We start from the raw sequence: 20533 nt of genomic DNA, 5'->3' as shown, positions 1-20533 counted from the left end.
CCTACCCTGGTGGCGTGTCCTTCTTCGGCGATCTGCGCACGGTTCTCCAGGGGTCCCGGTTCCGCCGGCTCTTCGGTACCCGGCTGGTCTCGCAGTTCTCCGACGGGGTCTATCAGGCGGGCCTGGCCGGCTTCGTCTTCTTCAACCCCGAGCAGCACACGAGCGCCGCCGCCGTGGCGACGGCCTTCGCGGTGCTGCTCCTGCCGTTCTCGGTGGTGGCGCCGTTCGCCGGGGTGCTCATCGACCGGTGGCCGCGCCGCCAGGTGCTCCTGCTGTCCGCGCTGGCCAAGGCCGTGCTGGCGGTGGTCAGCGCGGTGGTGGTGACCGGGGGCGAGGGCCCGGCCTTCTTCGTCGCGGCGCTCCTGGTGTTGAGCGTCAACCGGTTCTTCCTGTCCGGGCTGTCCGCGGGGCTGCCGTACGTGGTGCCGCGCGAACAGCTCATGATGGCCAACGCCGTCACGCCGACCTGCGGGACCGTGGCGAGTTCGCTGGGCACCGGGGCCGGCCTGGTGCTCGGGGTGCTCGGCGGCGCCGGAGCGCTCGGTACGGGCGTCGTCCTGGTGACCGCCGCTCTCGGCTTCGTCGGCGCCGGGCTGGTCTCCCTCTCCCTGGGATACCGGGAGCTGGGCCCCCACCTGGAGCGGGAACCCGTGGAGGTGCGGGACGCCGTGCGGGGCTCGGTGCGCGGCATGGTCGCCGGGGTGCGGCACATCTGGTCGCGCCCGCCGGCCCGGGACGCCCTGGCCACGATCGGGCTGCACCGGACGCTGTTCGGGATCTCCTCGCTGATGACGCTGCTGCTGTACGACAACACGTTCACCGGTGGCGGGGTGGCGGGCCTGGCCGGGTTCTCCGTGGCCGCGGCGGTGCTGGCGATCGGGTTCTTCCTCGGCGCGGTGGCCACCCCGTGGGCGACGAGGCGGATGACGCCGGGGACGTGGATCCGACTCCAACTGCTGGCGGCGGCGGTGGCGCTGGTGCTCTTCGCCCTGCCGTTCTCACCCGTGCTGTTCCCGGTGGCGGCGTTCGTGCTGGGGTTCGTGTCCCAGGGGGTGAAGGTCACCGTCGACACGTTGGTACAGCGACATGTCGACGACGCCTTCCGCGGCCGTGTGTTCTCGGTGTACGACGTGCTCTTCAACGCCACGTTCGTGCTCGGCGCGGCGTTGGCCGCGGCTCTGGTGCCGCCCTCGGGGGCGGGGGCGACGGTGGTGATCGGGATGGCCGCCGTCTACCTCGCGGCGAGCCTGGCCTGGTCCCTCAGGGAGCGCGTCACCGTCGCGCTGCCCGAGACCACGGAGGCGTGAGCGGGTCTCAGGCGACACGTCCCTTGGTCGACGTGTCGACCTGTTCGTGTGTCGTCCTGTAGATCTCCAGGCCCCGCGCGCGGTAGTTGGCGAGCGCGTGCTCGCCGTCGAGGGAGCAGGTGTGCAGCCGTACCCGGCGGGTGGGCTCCCGACCGGGGAGCCGGTCGGCCAGGTCCCAGGCGCGACGCAGGGCGAGGGTGAGGGTATGGCCGCCCAGCCCGCGGCCGAGGAAGCCGGGCATGAGACCGAAGTAGAGGATCTCGACCGCGCCGTCGTCTTGGGCCTCCAACTCGGCGTAGCCGGCGGGAGCGCCGTCCTGGTAGAGCACCCAGGTCTCCACGGCGGGTCGGTCGACCCAGGCCCTCCACCGATCCGGGGTCCAGGTGAGGCGGTCGACCCACTGCCAGTCACCGCCGACGCGTTCGTAGAGGAACCGGCTGAACGCGGGACTGGGGATCCCCACACGGACGAACCGCACGTCGCCCTCCGGCTCCCGCGCGGGGCGCAGGTCACCGAGGTCGGTCATCTCCAGGTACCAGGTGGTCAGGCTCATCGCGCCAGTGTCATGCCGAAGGTCCGATCCGCGCAATGACCGCCGTCACGCCCTTCGCGCCTCGGTGGGCGCGCGCCCGGTGAGCGGGCTGGAGTAGACGACGTTGGTGGTGACCGCGCCCAGGGTGGCGACGCGACCCACCACCTCCTCCAGGTGACGCATGGAACGCGCGAGGACCTTGAGCAGGAAGCAGTCCTCACCGGTGATGTGGTGGGCTTCGAGGATCTCGGGCGTGGTGGACAGCAGGTCGTGGAAGGGCCTGTGGTTGCCGTTGGGGTAGGACAGGCGGACGAAGGCGGACACGGTGAACCCCAACCGCTCGGGGTCGACGACGGCGGTGTAACCGGAGATGACGCCGGCGGCCTCCAACCGGCGCACGCGTTCGGCGACGGCGCTGGCGGACATGGCCACGGTCCGGGCCAGCTCGGCGTACCCGGCCCGGCCATCGGCCTGGAGGGCGGTCAACAGGCGCAGATCGGTCTCGTCCAGGGATACATCGGTCATGAAAGGGATATACCGCGTGTTCCACGGTCGGGACAAGGTGAGACCGTGGATCACACCTGTTCCCCGATCGGTCCCCGAATCTAGCCTTGTCGACATGATGACATCGCGTTTCGCCGCCCCTTCCGAGGCCGTCACCCACTTCTCGGCGCGTCTGGCCCTGTACACCGACGTGTCCGACGTGAGTGCCGCCATGGCGACCGGGGACCCGGGTTTCACCCTGGTGGACACCCGCGCCGACGTCGCCTGGGACCAGGCCCACGTACCCGGCGCGGTACACCTGCCCAGGACCCGGATCGCCGCGGAGGCGGGAGCGCTCGTCGACCCGTCCCGACCGGTGGTCGTGTACTGCTGGGGCCCGGGGTGCGACGGCGCCGCCAGGGGCGCCCTGGAGTTCGCCCGCCTGGGGTACCGCGTCAAGGAGATGGCGGGCGGCATCGAGTACTGGATCCGCGAGGGTTTCGCGGTGGAGACCGCCGACGGGGTCCGGCGCTCCCCCGCCGACCCGCTGACCGCCCCCGAGGGCACCCCCACCTGCGCCTGTTGAGCGGGACGGCCGGATTCCGAAGCCGGGGTGTCGACATGTCCCTACAGCGATCGATCTTTCCGTGATCAATCCATCACTTGCTGTAGTGTCCCGGCCAAGGACTCGTCGATGCGGAGAGATGGTGTGCCATGAACGATGGGCCGGGGATCGGTGATCCCTCCGGCGCCTTCGGGCGACGCGGAGTGGCCAAACGGGTCGGAGCCGTCTCGCGGCACCTGCCCGTCCGAGGGGACCGGCTGCTCGACATCGGTTGTGGCGACGGCGCCCACACCGTCGAGATCGCCGACGACTACGTCCGGGTCGACGCCATCGACCTGGAGCCGCAGCGGTTGGACCTGTTCGCCGAGCGCATCGCCGGCACCCCGTTGGAGGATCGGATCGGCCTTCACAAGATGTCGGCCGACTCGCTCGCCTTCGATCCCAACACCTTCGACCGTGTCACCGCGTTCGAGGCGATCGAGCACATCGATGACCTGGGGTCGGCGCTGGGCGAGATCCACCGCGTCCTCAAACCCGGCGGGGCGTTCTCGCTCACCACCTCCAACCGGTGGTTCCCCTTCGAGACCCACGGCGTGCTGTGGGGCGATCGGCGCATGCCGGCGTTGACCGCGCCGTTCCTGCCGTGGGTGCCCCCGCTGCACGGGCGGATGTCCGACGTCCGCGCGTTCACCACCCAGGAGATGGGCCGACTGCTGCGAGGGGTCGGCCTGCGGGTGCGGGCGATCGACTACCTGATGCCGGCCTTCGACCGGCGCCCGCGCCCCCTCCGATCCCTGTCGGACGTGCTGGAGGGGACGCCGCTGCGGGTGTTCGGGACGGCGATGGCGGTCACCGCCGTCAAGCCCGGTCGGCCCTGACCTCTCAGGTCACTACACCGGGCGCCTCCGCGGACCGCCCGGCGAGGACGGTGGCGGGCGGGCCGAGGGGTCAGGAGGACAGGTGCTCGGCAGCCCAGGCGCGCAGTTCCTCGATCGCGGCCTCCTTCTCCATCGGCCCGTTCTCCAGGCGCAGTTCCAGGAGGTAGCGGTAGGCCTTGCCGATCTCCGGCCCCGGCCCGAGGCCGAGGATCTCCTGGATCTCGTTGCCGTCCAGGTCGGGCCGGATGCGGTCCAGCTCCTCCTGCTCGGCGAGGGCCTCGATGCGCCGCTCGATGTCGTCGTAGGAACGGGCCAGGGCCGCCGCCTTGCGCCGGTTGCGGGTGGTGCAGTCGGCCCGGGTGAGGATGTGCAGCCGTTCCAGCAGCGGACCGGCGTCGCGGGCGTACCGGCGCACCGCCGAGTCGGTCCACTCCCCCTTGCCGTACCCGTGGAAGCGCAGGTGCAGCCCGACCAGGGCGGCGACGTCGGAGATGACGTCCTTGGGGAAGCGCAGCGCGGTGAGGCGCTTGCGGCTCATGGAGGCGCCCACCACCTCGTGGTGGTGGAAGGTCACCCGTCCGGGCCCCTCGAAGGCGCGCGTCTTGGGCTTGCCGACATCGTGGAGCAGCGCCGCCAGGCGCAGGACCAGGTCGGGCTCGTGCCCTCGCGAACGCTCCAGTTCGATGGCCTGGTCCAGGACGGTGAGGGAGTGCTCGTAGACGTCCTTGTGCCGGTGGTGCTCGTCGATCTCCAGGCGCAGCTTGGGGACCTCCGGCAGGACGTGGGGGGCGATGCCCAGGTCGACCATGAGCCCGATGCCCCGGCTCGGGTCCGGGCTGAGCATCAGCTTGGCCAGCTCGTCCCGGACCCGCTCGGCGGAGACGATGGTCAGCCGATCGGCCATGTCCCGGGCCGCGTCGGCGACCTCCGGGGCGAGCTCGAAACCGAGCTGGGCGGCGAACCGCACGGCCCGCATGATGCGCAGCGGGTCGTCGCTGAAGGAGTCCTCGGGCTTGCCCGGGGTGCGCAGGATCCCGGCCCGCAGGTCGGCCAGGCCGCCGAAGGGGTCGACGAACTCCCCGGCGGGCAGGCGCACCGCCATGGCGTTGACGGTGAAGTCGCGGCGCAGGAGGTCGTCCTCGATCTCCGTGCCGTACGCCACCTCGGGCTTGCGGGACTTGGGAGAGTAGGACTCGCTGCGGTAGGTGGTGATCTCCAGCTGGAGATCCCTCTTGCGCAGTCCGACGGTGCCGAAGTCGATGCCCACGGTCCACACCGAGTCGGCCCAGCCGTCGACCAGTTCCAGCACCCGCTGGGGCACGGCGTCGGTGGTGAGGTCGATGTCGTGGGACGGCCGGCCGAGAAGGGCGTCCCGGACGGGGCCGCCGACCAGGGCCAGTTCCTTCCCGTGCTCGGCGAACCGACCGCCGAGTCCATCCGAGACGGGACGGGACGACTCGACCAGTTCGGCTATCGCGGACAGTTGCGCGGGGGTCGGCGCACCCGCCGTGGTCGGCATGACGTCGTTCTCACTCGAAGACTCTGTGTTCGGCACACAACGCAGGTTAGGCGGCCTCGCGAGCAAACCGCGAATCGTTTCCGGGGCGTCGGCGCCCGGGGCGCGCGGGGCACGGCTCGGTCGTCCGAACGCCCGAACACGCCCGTTCGATGTGCGATCGTGTCCCGACGACACGTCCCACGAAGGTCCTCGCCAGACCCCGGATGTGAGGGAGACGGTATCTTCGGGTGCAGTGGTGGAGCGCGATGGTCGTGTTCTCCGCGTCCACCCGACCCGCGAACGTCGTGTGCGCCGTGCGGGCACCCCGACCGTTCCCGCCCTCGCGACGAGATCCCGGCGGGTCGGCCCTCTGGACCCGAATCAGGAAACCGGTCAAGCGTTGCGTCGAATCACCTCCGTGCCGGTGGTCATGGCCCTGGCCACCGCGCTGCTTCCGTTCCCGGCCACGTCCGCGTCGGCCGTCCCGGCCGAGCCCTCGGACGGCGCCGAGCCGCTCGTCGTCGAGCGGATCACGCCGGACGCCCTCGACGAGAAGGACACTCTGCGCATCTCGGGTGAGGTGACCAACACCACCTCGGAGAGCATGCACGAGGTCAGCGTCCGCGTGCGGTACTCCAAGCACCCCTTCGTCGACCGCGACGCCCTGGACGATTTCGCCTCCGGCGACGGCTGGCAGCCCGACGCGCCAGGCCCCGAGGACGAGATCACCGACGAACTGCCCCCCGGCGCCGGCCACTCGTATTCGTTGAGCGTGCCCGCCGATGAACTGGGCCTGGGCTCCTACGGCGTCTACCCGTTGGTGATCGAGGCCGTCGACGGCGACGGCGCCGTGATCGGCGCCCGGTACACCTTCCTCCCCTACGTCGGCGACGAGGACGACCCGCCCGCCGTCGACATCGCCTGGGTGTGGCCGCTGATGGCCCCGCCCCAGCGCGCGGACGACGACACCTTCCTCGGCGACGGCCTGTCGACGACCGTCGCGGAGGAGGGCCGGTTGGGCCGGCTGCTGTCCGTGGGCGCCCAGACCCCGGTGTCCTTCGCCCCCGGCGACGAGGACCTCGTCGAACTCCTCGGACTGAACGCCGAGCCCTCCGAGTCCCCCCTCGACGAGGAGGCCACCGCCGAGGAGACCGCCGGTCCGGTGCCCCCGGACGAGACCGAGACCGATGATCAGGACGAGGGCGAGGAGAACGGCGGGGAGGGCGAGGAGGAGAACGGGTCCGAGGAGACCGACCCGTCCCGCACCGAGGGTGTGCCCATCACCTGGGCCGTCGACCCCGGCACCCTCGACGACATCCTGCGCATGGCCGCCGACGAACACGACGTCGTCAACGACCCCTTGACCGTGCCCGCCGGGTCCGACCCGGACCGGGAGAGCGTGCAGGCCGACGTCGCCGCCCAGGTGTGGCTGCGCGAGGCGCGCCGCGTACTGTCCCTCGACACGGTCGTGGCCACCCCCTACGCCTCCCCCGACCTGGCGGCCCTGCTCCGCAACGAGATGGACGGCGACGCCGAGGCCTCGTTCCGCATCGGTCGGGAGGCCGTCGAACGGGCGCTGGGGAACCCCGCCGACGAACGTTTCGCCCTTCCCGCCGAGGGGCTGATGGACGACGCCGTGCACACCCTGTTCGCCGAGGAGGGGGCCACCCGCTTCCTGTTGGCCGAGGACGCGCTGCCCGCCCAGAGCCTGCTTTTCACCACCCCCACCGCCCAGGCCCCGCTGCCCGCTTCGGAGGGCGACTCCGACGAGGAACCGATGGCGCTCGTGGCCGACGAGGGCATCACCGAGATCCTGTCGATGCCCACGGACACCCCGGGGGACACCGCCCTGGCGCTGCGGCGGTTCGTCGCCGAGACCGCGATGATCGCCGGTGAGAACGTGGGCGGCGACCGGGTCATCGTGGCCTCCCCCGACTCCGGGTGGGACCCGAGCCGGGAGTTCGCCGAGGGCGTGCTCGCGGCCACGGACGATCTGCCCTGGCTGTCCGCGGAGCGCCTGGACGAGATCGAACCGCCCGCCGAGGAGGAGTGGGAGGACGTCCGCGGATCGCTGGACTACCCCGACCGCGCGGCCGAGAACGAACTCGGCTCCACCTACCTGGGCCTGGTCGAGGACGTCAGCCGCGACGTGCGGATGTTCAACAGCATCCTGGTGGAGGACGAGGACCCGTTCCGGCCCGCCCTGGTGCGCCTGGAGTCCGTGCACTGGCGCGACGAGGAGACCGTGGCCGGCAACATGCGCGCCCTGGTCATGGCGAAGGTCGACGACGGTCTGGGGGACGTGCGCATCATCCCCGGTGAGGACGTCACCCTCGCCAGCCGGACCGGCATCACCGGCATCCTGGTCGCCAACGACCTGGAGGACCAGTCCGTCTACGTGCACCTGTCGGTGTTCTCCGAGAACGCCGAGCGGTTGAGCATCGGCGAGTACGACACCCACTTCGAGATCGCCCCGGGGGCCAAGACCACGGTGTACGTGCCGCTGTCGGCCCGGATCAACGGGCGCACCGTGGTGCACGCCAGCCTGCACAACTCCGCCGGCGAACCGATCAACAGCCAGGCCGTCCAGCTTCCGGTGAACGCCACCGGTCTGGGCACCCAGGCACTGCTGATCAGTGGTGTCGGCGCGCTGATCCTCATCGCCGCCCTGGCCCCGCGCGCCCTGCGCAGGTGGATCGTCCGTCGGAGCCGGGCGGCGGCGGAAGCCGAGCGGGCCGCAGGGGGGACCCCCGAAGAGGACACCCCCGCCGCAGCCGCCTCCCAGGAGGGCTCGGACGAGGACACGGACACCGGCGGAGCCCACCCGGGCCCGCGAACCGAGGGGGGCGACACGCCCTCTCAGGAGGACGGGGCACCCGGCGACGACACGAGGACGCCCGACGGGAACACCGCGCCCCCGCGCGGCGAAGGGTCGTGAGCCCTCCGATCCCCCGATCGACATGACCGCTCGGCGACAGGGCGCCATGTCGACACATCATCACGTCGCCGTGTCGACGCGCCCCGCGCGCCTCGGACACGGCCCGACCCGGCCGAACGCGGAGCCGACGGCCCGGTCCCGCCGGGTCCTCCCAGTCGGACGAAAGGAAGCCTGATCCACGGTGGTCACCGACTCCCCGAACGATGGCGGAAAACACCGCCGTCGTTCCTCCCAGCCCGAAGGTCCTCTCCCCGGTGAGAACCCGATCCGCCCCTCGGGCGGACCCGTCCCCTCGTTCGAGGAGGGCGAGCTGCCCGAACCGGCCGTTCCCGGCGTCCCCTCCCCCGGGGAGGACCGGAACGGGGGCGACGACGGAGGCGGAGGCGGTGACGGCGGAACGGCGTCGGACACCGGCGGCGGCATGATGCGCTCCAGCGCCATCATGGCGGTCGGCACGATGGCCTCCCGGATCACCGGCTTCGCCCGCACCATCGTGCTGGGCGCCGCCATCGGCACCCACCTGCTCGGTGACGCCTACCACACGGCGCACACGATCCCCTTCATCCTCAACGACCTGCTCATCGGCGGCCTGATGGCCAGCGTCGTGGTGCCGTTCCTGGTCAAGCGGCGCAAGCGCGACGCCGACGGCGGCAAGGCGACCGAGGACCGGCTGTTCACCACCACGTTCGTGGCGCTGTTCCTGCTCACCGCCGTGGCGATCGCGGCAGCCGAGTTCCTCATCTGGTTGTACGGATCCCGGTTCACCGGGGACCAGTTCGACGTGTCGGTGTACCTGGCCCGCTACCTGCTGTCGCAGATCTTCTTCGTGGGCCTGAGCGGTCTGCTCAGCGCCATGCTCAACACCCGCGGGTACTTCGGCGCCGCCGTGTGGGCACCGGTGCTCAACAACCTGGTGATCATGTCCGTGGCGGGCGTGTTCCTGTGGATGGCCGGTCCCGGCCAGACCCCGAGCACCGTCACCGACGGCCAGCTGAACCTCCTGGGCGCCGGCACGGCCGCCGGCATGGTCCTCCAGGCCCTGGTGCTGTTCGTGGCACTGACGCGCACCGGTTACCGCTGGCGCCCCCGCCTGGACCTGCGCGGTTCCGGACTGGGCGAGGCCCTCAGGACCGCCGGCTGGATGATGATGTACACCCTGCTCACGCAGGCGGGGCTGTGGATCACCACCAACATCGCCAACGCCGCCAACGTCACCGCCATCGAGCAGGGGCGCGACGTCGGTGCCGGCATCACCGCCTACAACCTGGCCTACCAGCTGTTCCAGCTCCCGTACGCGATCATCGCGGTCTCCCTCATCACGGTGCTCCTGCCCCGGATGAGCGCGCACGCCGACGACCACGACTGGGACGCGGTCCGGTCGGACTTCTCCCGCACCCTGCGGATCTCCGCGTTCGTGCTGGTGCCCATGGCCTTCGCGATCGCCCTGTTCGCCCAGCCGCTGTCGATCCTGGCGTTCGCCCGCGGGTCCATCTCGGTGGCCGACGCGGCCAACATCGGCCAGATCCTGGCCGTGATGTCGCTCGGGCTGGTGCCGTTCACGATCTTCCAGCTCATGCTGCGCGTGTTCTTCGCCATGGGGGACACCCGCTCCCCGGCGATGATCGCCATCGCCAACCTGGCCGTACACGCCGCTCTGGCGCTGGTGTCCTACCTGTTCCTGCCCCCGGAGCAGGTGGTCGTGGGCGTCGCGGCTGGCTTCATGTTCTCGTTCCTGTCCGGTCTGGTCATCGCCGGGACCGTGCTGAGCCGCCGTATCGGAGGGCTTGACGGAAAGCACATCATGGGCACATTGTTGCGCCTGCACCTGGCCGTCGTCCCGAGCATCGCGGCGGGCTTCGGTGTGCTCTGGCTCTTCGACACCTACGTCGGCCCCGGCCTGCTCACCTACCTCGGCGCCCCCGCGGCCGGGTGCCTTCTCGGCGCGCTGTTCTTCCTCGTGACCGCCCGGCTGTTGCGGGTCCCGGAGTTGAGCGCCGCGGTGGAACTGATCCGCGGCCGCCTGCGTCGTTGATCCCGCATCGACGTTCCCGGCCCTGACCCCCGCCGGGATACCGCCCCCGCTCCACGAGACAAGGACGAGACCACGGTGTCCAGCGAAGACCCCCACGAGCAGGATTCCGGTACGAGGCCCGGAGAGCGGGCCTCCGGGGAACGACGCCGTCGCCAGATGGTGATGCCCGAGGACGTCCTCGACGTCTACGAGCGCGACGAACCGGCGACCGAGCCCGAGACCGGGCTGACCACGCGCCGGGACCCGAGCGACATCGGCGACCTGGGCACCGCCGACCGCGCCGGTATGGAGGACGGCGACGAGATCGGCGGCAGCACCCACACCGCCCCGGGCAACCTCGCCAAGTCCAGCGCGATCATGGCGCTGGGCACCGTGTTCTCGCGCGCCACCGGGTTCGTCCGCACCATCGTGCTGGCGGCGGCGATCGGCACGCAGATGCTGGGCGACGCCTACCAGGTGGCGGGCATGGTCCCGTACATGGTCTACGACCTGCTCATCGGCGGTCTGCTGGCCAGTGTCTTCGTCCCGTTCCTGGTGAAGCGGCGCAGGCTGGACGTCGACGGAGGGAACAAGACGGAGCAGCGGCTGGTCACCCTGATGCTGGTGTCGCTGCTCCTGATCACCGGGGTCTCGGTGCTGCTGTCGGAGTGGTTCATCCGCATCTACGCGGGCGAGTTCACCGGCGCCCAGTTCGAGGTGTCGGTGATCATGGCGCGGTACCTGGTCACCCAGATCTTCTTCATCGGTGCGAGCGGTCTGGCCAGCGCGATGCTCAACGCGCGCGGCAGGTTCGGGGCGCCGATGTGGGCCCCGGTGCTCAACAACGTGGTGATCATCGGTATCGGCGTCTGGTTCCTGCACATCGCCGGACCCGGCCGCACCCCGGACACGGTGACCTCCGGTGAGCTGATGCTGCTGGGTCTGGGTACGGCCGCCGGTCAGGTCGTCCAGGCGCTGGTGCTGCTGTGGGCGCTGGGCGCGGCGGGATTCCGCTGGCGCCCCCGTTTGGACCTGCGGGGCGCGGGGTTGGGCGAGGCGGCCCAGGCCGCCTCGTGGATGATGCTCTACATCGTCGTCGCCCAGTTGGGCGCCCTCGTCTCCACGAACGTGGCCTCCCGCGCCGGGACCCGGGCTGCCGAGCTGGGCTTCGAGTCGGGTTCGGGCATCGCGGCGTACAAGTTCGCGTCGATGCTGTTCCAGCTCCCGTACGCGATCATCGCCGTCTCGGTGATCACCGCACTGCTGCCGCGGATGAGCGAGCACGTGGCGGCCGGCCGCAAGGACCAGGTGCGCAGCGACTTCTCCCGGGGCTTCCGGCTCTCCTCGGTGCTGATCGTGCCGATCTCGGTGGCGATGATCGTCTTCGCGATCCCGTTCTGCGTGATGATCTACGCCCAGGGCAGCACGAGCGCCGCCGACGCAGCCGCGATCGGTCGCATCCTCATGGTCTTCTGCGTGATGCTGATCCCGTTCACCCTGTTCCAGCTCCAGATGCGGGTGTTCTACGCGCTCGGTGACACGCGCACCCCGGCCCTGGTGGCGATCCCGTCGGAGATCGCGCACGCGACCACCGCGATCGCCCTGCTGTTCGTCGTGGAACCACAGCACGTGGTGGTGCTACTGCCGATCCCCTACGGGCTTTACTACATCGTCGGTGCGATCATCATGTGGTACATGCTGCACAAGCGGCTGAACGGCCTGGACGGGCGGCACACGGCGGTCACCCTGTTCAAGCTGCACCTGGCCACGGTCCCCTCGGCCGTCTTCGGAATCGCGATGATCCACGTGTTCCAAGGGCTGTCCGGCGACTTCTGGCCCGGACTCGCGTCGATGGTCATCGGAGGTGTCGTGGGTGGCGTACTGTTCGTGGTCAGTGCCAAGTTCCTCAATGTGACCGAAGTCACATCATTCCTCGAATTGCTCAAGACCCGACTGCGACGTCGCTGATCACCGGGAATGGATGGCCTTGGGCACCCCAGGGCCGCTACGTCCCAGAAGGTGAACGGACACCCGTTGTCCTCCAAAGATGCTGTTCAGGCGTCCTAGCATGGACGAGCATCGCTTGACCGCCACCACATTGTTCATCCGAGCTGCCCGAAGGGAGGCTGGGGACAGCAGACAGGGCCGATACCCCCTGCACGCGCACCCCGTGACGCACCGGTCCGCACAGGATCGCGACACGGACCGCGCCGGGCACCGGCACTGGCACCCGTCACTCCCATCATGAGCACCTTCCTGATCGAGCCCGGGGCGAAGCTGGCCAACCGGTACCGCCTTGACCAGGTGGTGAGCGAGACCGGTGGGGCCACCCGCTGGAAGGCCACCGACGAGACACTCGCACGGCCCGTGGCCGTGTGGACGTTCGCCGAGGGCTTCCCACGCACGTCCGAAGTGGTCCGCGCGGCCCGAGCGACCAGCCGCATCCCCGACGCGCGCGTCACCCAGGTCTTCGACGCCGACGACACTCCTCCCATCCCCTACGTGGTCGAGGAGTGGGTGGTCGGCTCCTCCCTGGCCGACCTGCTGTCCCAAGGTCCCCTGGACCCCGAACGCGCCGCCGGCCTGGTCGCCGAGGCGGCCGAGGCCATCGCCGCCGCGCACGCGGGCGGCCTGTACCACCTGTGTCTCACGCCGAGCAAGCTCATGTGGAGCAGCGGCGGAGCGGTCAAGGTCACCGGTATCGGTGTGGACGCCGCCCTGCTGGGCGCCCCCGTCGCCGACCCGGCCGCCATCGACGCCCAGGGGCTGGGCAACCTGTTGTACGCGGCCCTGACCGGCACCTGGCCGGGCGGACCGCAGAACAGCCTGCCCCCGGCCCCCCAGGGTCCCTCCGGCCCCTACCCGGCGAACCAGATCCGCCAAGGTGTCGGCGAGCCCCTGGCCTCCATCACCACTCGCGCCGCCCTGCCCCACCTCGTGGGCCAGGTGGTCCCGGGCCCGGCGATCACCTCGCCGGGCGAGTTCTGCGCGGCCATGGCGGACGTACCCCGACTCATCCCGCTGCCCGTCGCCCCCGCCGAGGCGGCCCCGCCGCCCGAGCCCGGGACCTCGCGGCGCACCGGCGAGTTCGGCTCCACCGGCCCGCGCCGCTCCTCCCGCAACGGGACGGGACCGCGGTCCGCCGCGGCCATGCGGAGCGAACGTCCCGCGCCCTCGCGCATGGACCGCCGGGCCGCCGAGCGACAGGGATCCCCGCAGAAGATCATCATCGGCGTGCTCGCCGTGGTGCTCTTCGCGGCCGTGGTCACCGGCGCCTGGATGTTCGGCTCCAACATGCGCAACGACGACGAGGCCCAGCCCAGCGGTGACGGCAGCGAGCAGGCCGGCGGCGAGGAGACCGTCGAAACGGTACTTCTCGACATCTCCGGTGCCGAGGGGTACGACCCGCTGCCCTCCGGCGACGGCAACGAGCACAGCAACAACGCGCACAGGGCGCACGACGGGGACACCGCCGGGGAGCCCTGGAAGACCGAGAGTTACAACGACCCCATGGGCAGCACCAAGGACGGGGTCGGCCTCCTGGTCGACCTGGGTTCCAGCCGTGAGGTCCACGGGCTGAACCTGTACCTGCCCACCGCCGACCACACCGTCGAGGTGCGGATCGGCGACCAGGCGGCCTCGCACCCCAGCGAGATGGAGGCGGTGGACGCCGCCATGCCGGCCGTCTGGTCCGGTTCGGTGACCGGTGAACAGCCGATCGAGCTGGAGACACCGACCTCCGGTCAGTACGTCCTCATCTGGTTCACCGAACTGCCGGTGGACAACGACGGCAAGTACCGTGGGAGCATCTACGAGGTAGAGGTACTCGGCGTCGAGTAGACGGGGATATGTGATCGACACTGATGGACGCGGTCCAAGAGCTTCCTGACCGGGAGCTTCTGACAAGACACACCCAGGGTGACGACCAGGCGTTCGCGGTGCTCGTGCGACGCCACCGGGATCGTCTCTGGGCCGTCGCCGTGCGCATGATGGGTGATCGCGAGGAGGCCTCGGACGCCCTCCAGGACGCCTTCCTGTCCGCGTTCCGCTCGGCCGACCGCTTCCGCGGCGAGTCCCAGGTGACCACCTGGCTGCACCGCATCGTCGTCAACGCCTGCCACGACCGGCTGCGCCGCCGCAAGGCGCGCCCGGCCACCCCCACCGAGGACGACACCCTCGACGTGCTCTCCAACGACCGGCTGGGCCGCGTCGGCGGCGGACCCGACCACGCCTCCCAGACCGAGGCCCGCCTGGACGTGCACGCCGCCCTGGAGACCCTCCCCCTCGACCAGCGCATGGCCCTCACCCTCGTCGACATGCTCGGCTACCGGGTGGAGGAGGCCGCGCAGATCCTCGATGTGGCGACGGGCACGGTCAAGAGCCGATGTGCGCGAGGTCGCGCCAAACTTCTTCCGTCTCTGGCCCACCTGAGGAACCCTCATCCCCCCCGAGACGTCACAACTGGGAGAGGAGGTGCCAACCCATCGTGACGTCCCATCCTGACGTGGAGGCACTCGCCTTCTTCGCCGAGGAGCTACTGGAGCCCGACGAGGAACGCACCGTTGCCCACCACATAGAGACCTGCGCGCTCTGCGCGGCGACACTGGACGAGCTCACCGCCGTCAACGGAGTGCTCGCCGACGTGCCGCCGGTCCCGCCCATGCCACAGGACGTCGCCGACCTCCTCGACCGACGTATCGACGAGGCGGTGCGCGAACGTGCCGGCTCCGACGACACCACCACGGAGGCGGACGGACCGGTGGCACCGGTCGTCCCGTTCACCCGCCCGAAGAAGCGCGGCTTCAACGGGATGAACCTGCCTCGGCTGATGATGCTCGCAGCCGCGGGCGCGGTCGTCGTCGGTGGCGGCGGGGCCGTGCTCAACGCGGTGATGTCCACCCAGCAGGAATCCGCCGTCGGCGGCAGCGCCGCGCCCCTGCTGCAAGAGGAGCAGGGCGAGGAGGCCGTACCCGACGCCGCCCAGCCCTACAAGCCGGAGATCGTCGGCAGCGGCACCGACTACACCTCGAAGGATCTGGCGGACCAGGCCGCCGACGTGCTCGACGCGACCGTCCCCGAGAGCGGGTACGGCGCGGAGGGGAAGGCGCAGGACGGCTCCATCCTCATCGAGGAGTGCGCGGTGACCCTGGGCGAGCGGCTGGGAGTGCGCTTCAGCCTGGTCGACGACGCCCGGTTCGAGGGGGCACCGGCCTGGGTGCTGTTCGCCCCGACGGGCGACACGACCGAGGTGTACGTGGTGGACCCGGCCGGTTGCGAGAGCCCCGACGGCGTCCTCGAACAGGAGACCCTCACCACCCGTTGAACGGCCCGCGTCGTCCTGTCGACACGTCGACAGGACGATTCGCCGACGGAGCGCCGGACCTCCCGCCGTACCGGGCCTTCGGCATACCCCGCCCCCGTAACCAGGGCGGATGTGCCCAGGGGAATCAGGTGCGCCTACCATCGGTTGTGCTATACCGACTCTCCCCCGAGGTCACCATCCCGTGGCCGGGGCATCTGATCGTGTGAAGGGCCTACGAGCGTGAGTGACGTCCGCAATGTCATCATCATCGGTTCCGGACCGGCGGGGTACACCGCCGCCGTCTACGCCGCCCGAGCCGAACTGCGCCCCTTGGTGTTCGAGGGCTCCATCACCGCGGGCGGCGCGCTGATGAACACGACCGAGGTGGAGAACTTCCCCGGCTTCCCCGACGGCATCATGGGTCCGGACCTCATGGACAACCTGCGCAAGCAGGCCGAGCGCTTCGGCGCCGAACTGGTCCCCGAGGACGTCACCGCCGTGGACCTGACCAAGCCCGTCAAGGAGGTCACCGCCGGCGGTGAGACCTTCCTCGCGCACACGGTCATCCTCGCCACCGGCTCCGGTTACCGCGAGCTCGGCGTCCCGGGTGAGAAGGAACTGTCCGGCCGCGGCACCTCCTGGTGCGCCACCTGCGACGGGTTCTTCTTCCGCGACCAGGACATCGCGGTGATCGGCGGCGGCGACACCGCCATGGAGGAGGCCCTCTTCCTCACCCGCTTCGCCAAGTCCGTGACCGTGGTCCACCGTCGGGACGAGCTGCGCGCCAGCCGGATCATGGCCGAGCGCGCCTTCGCCAACGAGAAGATCTCCTTCCTGTGGAACACCGAGGTGGTCGAGGTCCTCGGCACCGACAGGGTCAGCGGGCTGAAGATCCACGACAACAAGACCGGTGAGGACGGCACCCTCGACGTCACCGGTGTGTTCGTCGCCATCGGGCACGACCCGCGGGTCGACCTGATCCGCGACCAGATCGAGCTCGACGACGAGGGTTACGTCAAGGTGGACTCCCCCTCCACCCGCACCAACCTGGAGGGCGTCTTCGCCGCCGGCGACGTCGTCGACCACAGCTACCGGCAGGCGATCACCGCCGCCGGCACGGGCTGCGCCGCCGCTCTGGACGCCGAGCGCTTCCTCGCCGAGCACGGCAACTAGAACCCCACAGGTCGGCCGCCCGCACGGGCCCGGCCCCGCCAACAGGTCTCATCGAACAAGGAGAACCATGTCCGCCGTCAAGACCGTCACCGACGCCACCTTCGAGGTCGAGGTCCTCAAGAGCGACAAGCCCGTCCTGGTGGACTTCTGGGCCGACTGGTGCGGGCCGTGCAAGCAGATGGCCCCGGTCCTGGACAAGCTCGCCCAGGAGCACGGCGAGAAGATCGAGGTCGTCAAGCTCAACACCGACCAGAACCCGGAGACCCCGCGGGCCTACGGCGTGATGTCGCTGCCGACCATGAACCTGTACAAGGACGGCGAGGTCGTCAAGCAGATCATCGGCGCCAAGCCCAAGCGCCTCCTTGAGGCCGAGCTGGCCGAGTACCTGTAGGCGATCCGCGAAAGGCCCCCAGGTCGCCCCTGGGGGCCTTTCGTCACTCTCGTGAGCACGGGGAGGACCTCCTCCTCGCCAGGCGACCCAGGGCCGCCTGAGCGACTCCGCCCTGATGTTCCACGTGGAACATCAGGGCGGAGTCGATGAATCGACACGCGTTCAGGCCTTGCGGGCGCCCATCTGCTCGATGATGCGCTCCAGGTCCTCGACCGAGGCGAACTCCACCACGATCTTGCCCTTGCGCTTGCCCAGGTCGACCTTGACCGTGGTGTCGAGCCGGTCGGCCAGGGCGGTCGCCCACTCCTCGACGTGCGGGGGGGTGATCGCCCTGAGCGAGGCCTTGCGGATCCGCTCCGCCTTCTCGACGTCGTGCCCCTTCTCCCGCAGCGCGACGATCTCCTCCAGGGAGCGGACCGACAGGCCCTCCTGGATGACCCGCTCGGCCATCCGCTCCATCGCCTCGGGCTCCTTGAGGCTCAGCAGGGCACGGGCGTGCCCGGCGCTGATCACACCGGAGGCCACCTTGTTGTGCAGGCTCGCGGGGAGCTGGAGCAACCGCAGGGTGTTCGTGACGTGCGTCCGCGACTTGCCCACCCGCTGGGCGAGCTCGCCCTGGGTGGTACCGAAGTCGTCCAGCATCTGCTGGTAGGCGGCGGCCTCCTCCAGCGGGTTGAGCTGCTGCCGGTGCAGGTTCTCCAGCAGCGCCTCCCGTAGGAGTTCGTCGTCCCTCGTCTTGCGGACGATGGCGGGGACCGTCTCCCTCTCCGCCATGTGACTGGCCCGGAACCGCCGCTCCCCCATGATCAGCTCGAAGCGGTGTCCCTCCCCCGACGACAGCTCGCGCACCACCACCGGCTGGAGGACACCGACCTCGACGATGGAGTTGCGCAGCTCCTCCAGGGCGTCGTCATCGAAGTGGACCCGCGGCTGCCGGGGGTTGGGGCGGATGTCGGCGAGCGGGATCTCCTCAAGGTAGGTGCCGTCCGGCATGGGCACCGGGCCGCCGGACACGGCCGCCGTCCCGTTGACCGTCTCCGGAACGGCCTCGGACCCCATGGGAGCCGCAGGCGGCCCCGACGGGATGAGCGCCCCCAATCCCTTGCCCAATCCGCGAGGTCGCTGGCTCACCGGTACTTCCCTCCACACTTCTCACACGGTTCACACCCGGCCGGGCCGGCCGGGTCCACATACGCACGGATCAGCGCCGCACGTCCTTCGCCCGGTAGGCGATCTCCCGAGCCGCGTCCAGATAGGCGACGGCACCGGTGGAGGACGCGTCGTAGGTCATCACCGACTGGCCATAGCTGGGCGCCTCGGAAACGCGCACGCTTCGGGGGATGACCGTTTCCAGGACGGTGTCGCCGAAGTGCGAGCGCACCTCGTCGGCCACCTGCTGGGAGAGCCGGGTCCGACCGTCGTACATCGTCAACAGGATGGTGCTGACCGCCAGCCCGGGGTTCAGGTGGGACTGGACCAGCTTGACGTTGCTGAGCAGCTGCCCCAGGCCTTCGAGCGCGTAGTACTCGCACTGGATCGGGATCATGACCTCGTCGCAGGCCACCATCGCGTTGACCGTGAGCAGGCCGAGCGAGGGCGGGCAGTCGATGAGGATGTAGTCCAGATCCGTTGTGTCGTAAGCGGCGAACGCCCGCTTGAGGCGGGCCTCCCTGGCCACCAGGGAGACGAGTTCGATCTCCGCGCCGGCCAGGTCGATGGTCGCCGGGGCGCACCAGAGTCCGGGGATGTCCGGGACCGGCTGGGCCAGCTTGCGGATCTCCTCGTCCTCCACCAGGCAGTGGTAGATCGAACGGGTCTGGTTGTTGCGCTCCATGCTCAGGGCGGTGGAGGCGTTGCCCTGCGGGTCGAGGTCGACGACCAGGACGCGCTGGCCGTGCATCGCCAGAGCGGCGGCGATGTTGACCGTCGTCGTGGTCTTGCCGACGCCGCCCTTCTGGTTGGCGACGCCGATCACGCGGCAGGCTTCGGGTCGAGGCCACATCTCGGTGTGCCCGCGGGAGGCCATGGCGGCCTGTGCCGCACGGGCGAGCGGAGTATCGGGGTTCTCGCCGTAGGACGATGTTTCACGTGAAACATCGAGTAGGTCCCCGTAGGCGGATGTTTCACGTGAAACATCAGAACTGTCGGTTGGATTGTGGGGCACGAATGAGTTCACCTCTTCCGTCCGCGCTTCTTCTTGCCGTCCCGCGACTTCTGCGACCCTGACGGGGACGGACCACCGTCGGATGTCACCGTGACGCGAACGACCGTGGTAGCGGGTTCGACTTTACCCCGGCCGACCCTGATCACATCGCTAACGTTGGGCCGCAGTTTTGAAACGGCTTGCTCCGCGGCGACGAGTTCGGCCTCCGCCTGCTCGCCCTTGAGCGCCAGCAGACTGCCGCCCTTGCGCAACAGCGGGAGCGCCCACCCGGCCAACCGCGGCAGCGGCGCGACCGCCCGCGCGGTCACGAAGTCGGTGAGGAGTTCGCCGTGCGCCTCCTCGGCCCTCCCCCGCCGTACCTCGACGTTGGGCAGGTCCAGGATCTCGACCGCCTCGTTCAGGAAGACCGTCCGACGCAACAGCGGCTCCAGGAGGATCATCCGCACGTCGGGGCGGAGCAGACCGAGCACCAGACCGGGCAGGCCCGCACCGGAACCGATGTCGACGACCTCCGCCCCCTCAGGGAGGAGTTCCTCGACCACCGCGCAGTTGATGAGATGCCGCTCCCAGAGGCGGGGCACCTCGCGTGGTCCGATCAGTCCGCGCCGCACGCCGTCGTCGGCGAGCAGTTCGGCATAGCGCCGCGCCTTCGGCAGGGCATCGCCGAAGATCTCCACCGCCTCGACGGGAGGCTCGGGCGGCACGGCACCGGACTCCTCAGCGCCCACGGTCATCGGTCACCACCTGTCGGAACTCTTCCATTTTCACTTCCAAGGTCGGGTCGTCGGCGGAGGCGGCATGCACCCGAAGGCCGATGAAGGTGATCCCCGCGTCGGAGAGAACACCGCACGCACAGGGGGAGGATCCCCACCGATCCTACGCGGGTGAGCGGGCCGATGTTTCACGTGAAACATCAATTCCCCGAACGTTCCCCATCGCAGACCCCGCCAGGGGAGCGACACACACCGACCATCGGGCCCAGGGCGGTGCCGCCCATGAACATCGCAGACCCCGCCAGGGGAACGGCACACCCCGGGAGTGTCGCCTCCCCGCCCCGACGCGGGGGCCCCTTTTCGACCACGACAAGGGGCTGGTCTTCCACCCACGACCGAGGATCACCGCTCAGGCAGGAGGGTGCTGTTTCCCTGAGGGCTGGGCCCGTGGGTTGGGGACGGTGGTCGCTGCTTCCTCTCGACCCGGGCCGGGGGTGGGCTCGTGGCGGGGGCCTGATGGCGGATGTGAGCCCGTTCCCGGCCGCGACCGAAGGAGGGACCGTCTTCCTGCGCCCCAG

Annotated in this window: 17 protein-coding genes; 11 read left to right on the top strand and 6 right to left on the bottom strand. The window is 70.2% G+C overall.

What is annotated here, in order from left to right:
* The first annotated feature begins 14 nt into the window (after nucleotides 1-14).
* Nucleotides 15-1307, top strand: coding sequence for an MFS transporter (locus RM479_RS15080; RefSeq protein ID WP_311512364.1), 1293 nt, complete (start codon nucleotides 15-17; stop codon nucleotides 1305-1307).
* A 7-nt stretch (nucleotides 1308-1314) separates the two neighbouring features.
* Here the strand turns inward: RM479_RS15080 and RM479_RS15075 are convergent, their stop codons facing one another.
* Together RM479_RS15075 and RM479_RS15070 are read right to left on the bottom strand one after the other, a co-directional pair.
* Nucleotides 1315-1860, bottom strand: coding sequence for a GNAT family N-acetyltransferase (locus RM479_RS15075; RefSeq protein WP_311512363.1), 546 nt, complete (start codon nucleotides 1858-1860; stop codon nucleotides 1315-1317).
* Between the two features lie 45 nt (nucleotides 1861-1905).
* Nucleotides 1906-2364, bottom strand: coding sequence for an Lrp/AsnC family transcriptional regulator (locus tag RM479_RS15070; protein ID WP_311512362.1), 459 nt, complete (start codon nucleotides 2362-2364; stop codon nucleotides 1906-1908).
* Between the two features lie 94 nt (nucleotides 2365-2458).
* Here RM479_RS15070 and RM479_RS15065 point away from each other — a divergent pair, with 94 nt between their 5' ends.
* Both RM479_RS15065 and RM479_RS15060 read left to right on the top strand, forming a co-directional pair.
* Nucleotides 2459-2908, top strand: coding sequence for a rhodanese-like domain-containing protein (locus tag RM479_RS15065; protein ID WP_311512361.1), 450 nt, complete (start codon nucleotides 2459-2461; stop codon nucleotides 2906-2908).
* Between the two features lie 128 nt (nucleotides 2909-3036).
* On the top strand, nucleotides 3037-3765 hold the full coding sequence (locus RM479_RS15060; protein ID WP_311512360.1) for a class I SAM-dependent methyltransferase: 729 nt from the start codon (nucleotides 3037-3039) through the stop codon (nucleotides 3763-3765).
* A 70-nt stretch (nucleotides 3766-3835) separates the two neighbouring features.
* On the opposite strand, the gene RM479_RS15055 is transcribed toward RM479_RS15060, so the two are convergent.
* Nucleotides 3836-5320 (bottom strand): CCA tRNA nucleotidyltransferase, encoded by a 1485-nt coding sequence (locus RM479_RS15055; RefSeq protein WP_397222235.1) that lies wholly within the window; start codon nucleotides 5318-5320, stop codon nucleotides 3836-3838.
* Here RM479_RS15055 and RM479_RS15050 point away from each other — a divergent pair.
* The 8 genes from RM479_RS15050 to trxA all read left to right on the top strand — a co-directional run bounded on the left by RM479_RS15050 (nucleotide 5283) and on the right by trxA (nucleotide 17078).
* Nucleotides 5283-8201 carry a DUF6049 family protein gene (locus tag RM479_RS15050; protein WP_397222233.1) on the top strand — a complete coding sequence of 973 codons (2919 nt, stop codon included), beginning with the start codon at nucleotides 5283-5285 and terminating at the stop codon, nucleotides 8199-8201. The genes RM479_RS15055 and RM479_RS15050 overlap by 38 nt on opposite strands.
* Nucleotides 8202-8382: 181 nt before the next feature.
* Complete coding sequence (murJ, locus tag RM479_RS15045) at nucleotides 8383-10233, top strand: murein biosynthesis integral membrane protein MurJ (RefSeq protein WP_311512358.1); 1851 nt, start codon at nucleotides 8383-8385, stop codon at nucleotides 10231-10233.
* A 156-nt stretch (nucleotides 10234-10389) separates the two neighbouring features.
* Nucleotides 10390-12180 carry a murein biosynthesis integral membrane protein MurJ gene (gene murJ / locus RM479_RS15040; protein WP_311512491.1) on the top strand — a complete coding sequence of 597 codons (1791 nt, stop codon included), beginning with the start codon at nucleotides 10390-10392 and terminating at the stop codon, nucleotides 12178-12180.
* Nucleotides 12181-12456: 276 nt separating this feature from the next.
* A complete protein-coding gene (locus RM479_RS15035; RefSeq protein ID WP_311512357.1) occupies nucleotides 12457-14052 on the top strand; it encodes a protein kinase family protein in 1596 nt (531 codons plus the stop codon).
* A 23-nt stretch (nucleotides 14053-14075) separates the two neighbouring features.
* Nucleotides 14076-14702 (top strand): RNA polymerase sigma factor SigM, encoded by a 627-nt coding sequence (gene sigM / locus RM479_RS15030; protein WP_311512356.1) that lies wholly within the window; start codon nucleotides 14076-14078, stop codon nucleotides 14700-14702.
* A complete protein-coding gene (locus RM479_RS15025; protein WP_311512355.1) occupies nucleotides 14699-15535 on the top strand; it encodes an anti-sigma factor family protein in 837 nt (278 codons plus the stop codon). The genes sigM and RM479_RS15025 overlap by 4 nt, the downstream gene beginning before the upstream one ends.
* 219 nt (nucleotides 15536-15754) lie before the next feature.
* Nucleotides 15755-16687, top strand: coding sequence for a thioredoxin-disulfide reductase (trxB, locus tag RM479_RS15020; protein ID WP_311512354.1), 933 nt, complete (start codon nucleotides 15755-15757; stop codon nucleotides 16685-16687).
* 67 nt (nucleotides 16688-16754) lie between these two features.
* Nucleotides 16755-17078 (top strand): thioredoxin, encoded by a 324-nt coding sequence (gene trxA / locus RM479_RS15015; RefSeq protein WP_274811125.1) that lies wholly within the window; start codon nucleotides 16755-16757, stop codon nucleotides 17076-17078.
* Nucleotides 17079-17240: 162 nt separating this feature from the next.
* On the opposite strand, the gene RM479_RS15010 is transcribed toward trxA, so the two are convergent.
* The 3 genes from RM479_RS15010 to rsmG form a co-directional block, all read right to left on the bottom strand.
* Nucleotides 17241-18209 (bottom strand): ParB/RepB/Spo0J family partition protein, encoded by a 969-nt coding sequence (locus RM479_RS15010; protein WP_311512353.1) that lies wholly within the window; start codon nucleotides 18207-18209, stop codon nucleotides 17241-17243.
* A 70-nt stretch (nucleotides 18210-18279) separates the two neighbouring features.
* On the bottom strand, nucleotides 18280-19104 hold the full coding sequence (locus tag RM479_RS15005; RefSeq protein WP_311512352.1) for a ParA family protein: 825 nt from the start codon (nucleotides 19102-19104) through the stop codon (nucleotides 18280-18282).
* 146 nt (nucleotides 19105-19250) lie between these two features.
* Nucleotides 19251-19976, bottom strand: coding sequence for a 16S rRNA (guanine(527)-N(7))-methyltransferase RsmG (gene rsmG / locus RM479_RS15000; protein ID WP_311512351.1), 726 nt, complete (start codon nucleotides 19974-19976; stop codon nucleotides 19251-19253).
* Between the last annotated feature and the right edge of the window lie 557 nt (nucleotides 19977-20533).

The sequence above is a fragment of the Nocardiopsis lambiniae genome, from assembly GCF_031845465.1.
GTDB lineage: Bacteria > Actinomycetota > Actinomycetes > Streptosporangiales > Streptosporangiaceae > Nocardiopsis > Nocardiopsis lambiniae.
The sequence above is the reverse complement of the archived record's forward strand: the minus strand, read 5'-3'. Positions and strand labels throughout refer to the sequence as shown.

Excerpts from the sequence above, each read along its gene's own strand:
- RM479_RS15075 (WP_311512363.1), bottom strand. The coding sequence starts at position 1,860 with ATGAGCCTGACCACCTGGTACCTGGAGATGACCGACCTCGGTGACCTG.
- RM479_RS15070 (WP_311512362.1), bottom strand. The coding sequence starts at position 2,364 with ATGACCGATGTATCCCTGGACGAGACCGATCTGCGCCTGTTGACCGCC.
- RM479_RS15065 (WP_311512361.1), top strand. The coding sequence starts at position 2,459 with ATGATGACATCGCGTTTCGCCGCCCCTTCCGAGGCCGTCACCCACTTC.
- RM479_RS15060 (WP_311512360.1), top strand. The coding sequence starts at position 3,037 with ATGAACGATGGGCCGGGGATCGGTGATCCCTCCGGCGCCTTCGGGCGA.
- RM479_RS15050 (WP_397222233.1), top strand. The coding sequence starts at position 5,283 with ATGACGTCGTTCTCACTCGAAGACTCTGTGTTCGGCACACAACGCAGG.
- murJ (WP_311512491.1), top strand. The coding sequence starts at position 10,390 with ATGGTGATGCCCGAGGACGTCCTCGACGTCTACGAGCGCGACGAACCG.
- RM479_RS15035 (WP_311512357.1), top strand. The coding sequence starts at position 12,457 with ATGAGCACCTTCCTGATCGAGCCCGGGGCGAAGCTGGCCAACCGGTAC.
- sigM (WP_311512356.1), top strand. The coding sequence starts at position 14,076 with ATGGACGCGGTCCAAGAGCTTCCTGACCGGGAGCTTCTGACAAGACAC.
- trxA (WP_274811125.1), top strand. The coding sequence starts at position 16,755 with ATGTCCGCCGTCAAGACCGTCACCGACGCCACCTTCGAGGTCGAGGTC.
- RM479_RS15005 (WP_311512352.1), bottom strand. The coding sequence starts at position 19,104 with ATGGCCTCCCGCGGGCACACCGAGATGTGGCCTCGACCCGAAGCCTGC.
- rsmG (WP_311512351.1), bottom strand. The coding sequence starts at position 19,976 with ATGACCGTGGGCGCTGAGGAGTCCGGTGCCGTGCCGCCCGAGCCTCCC.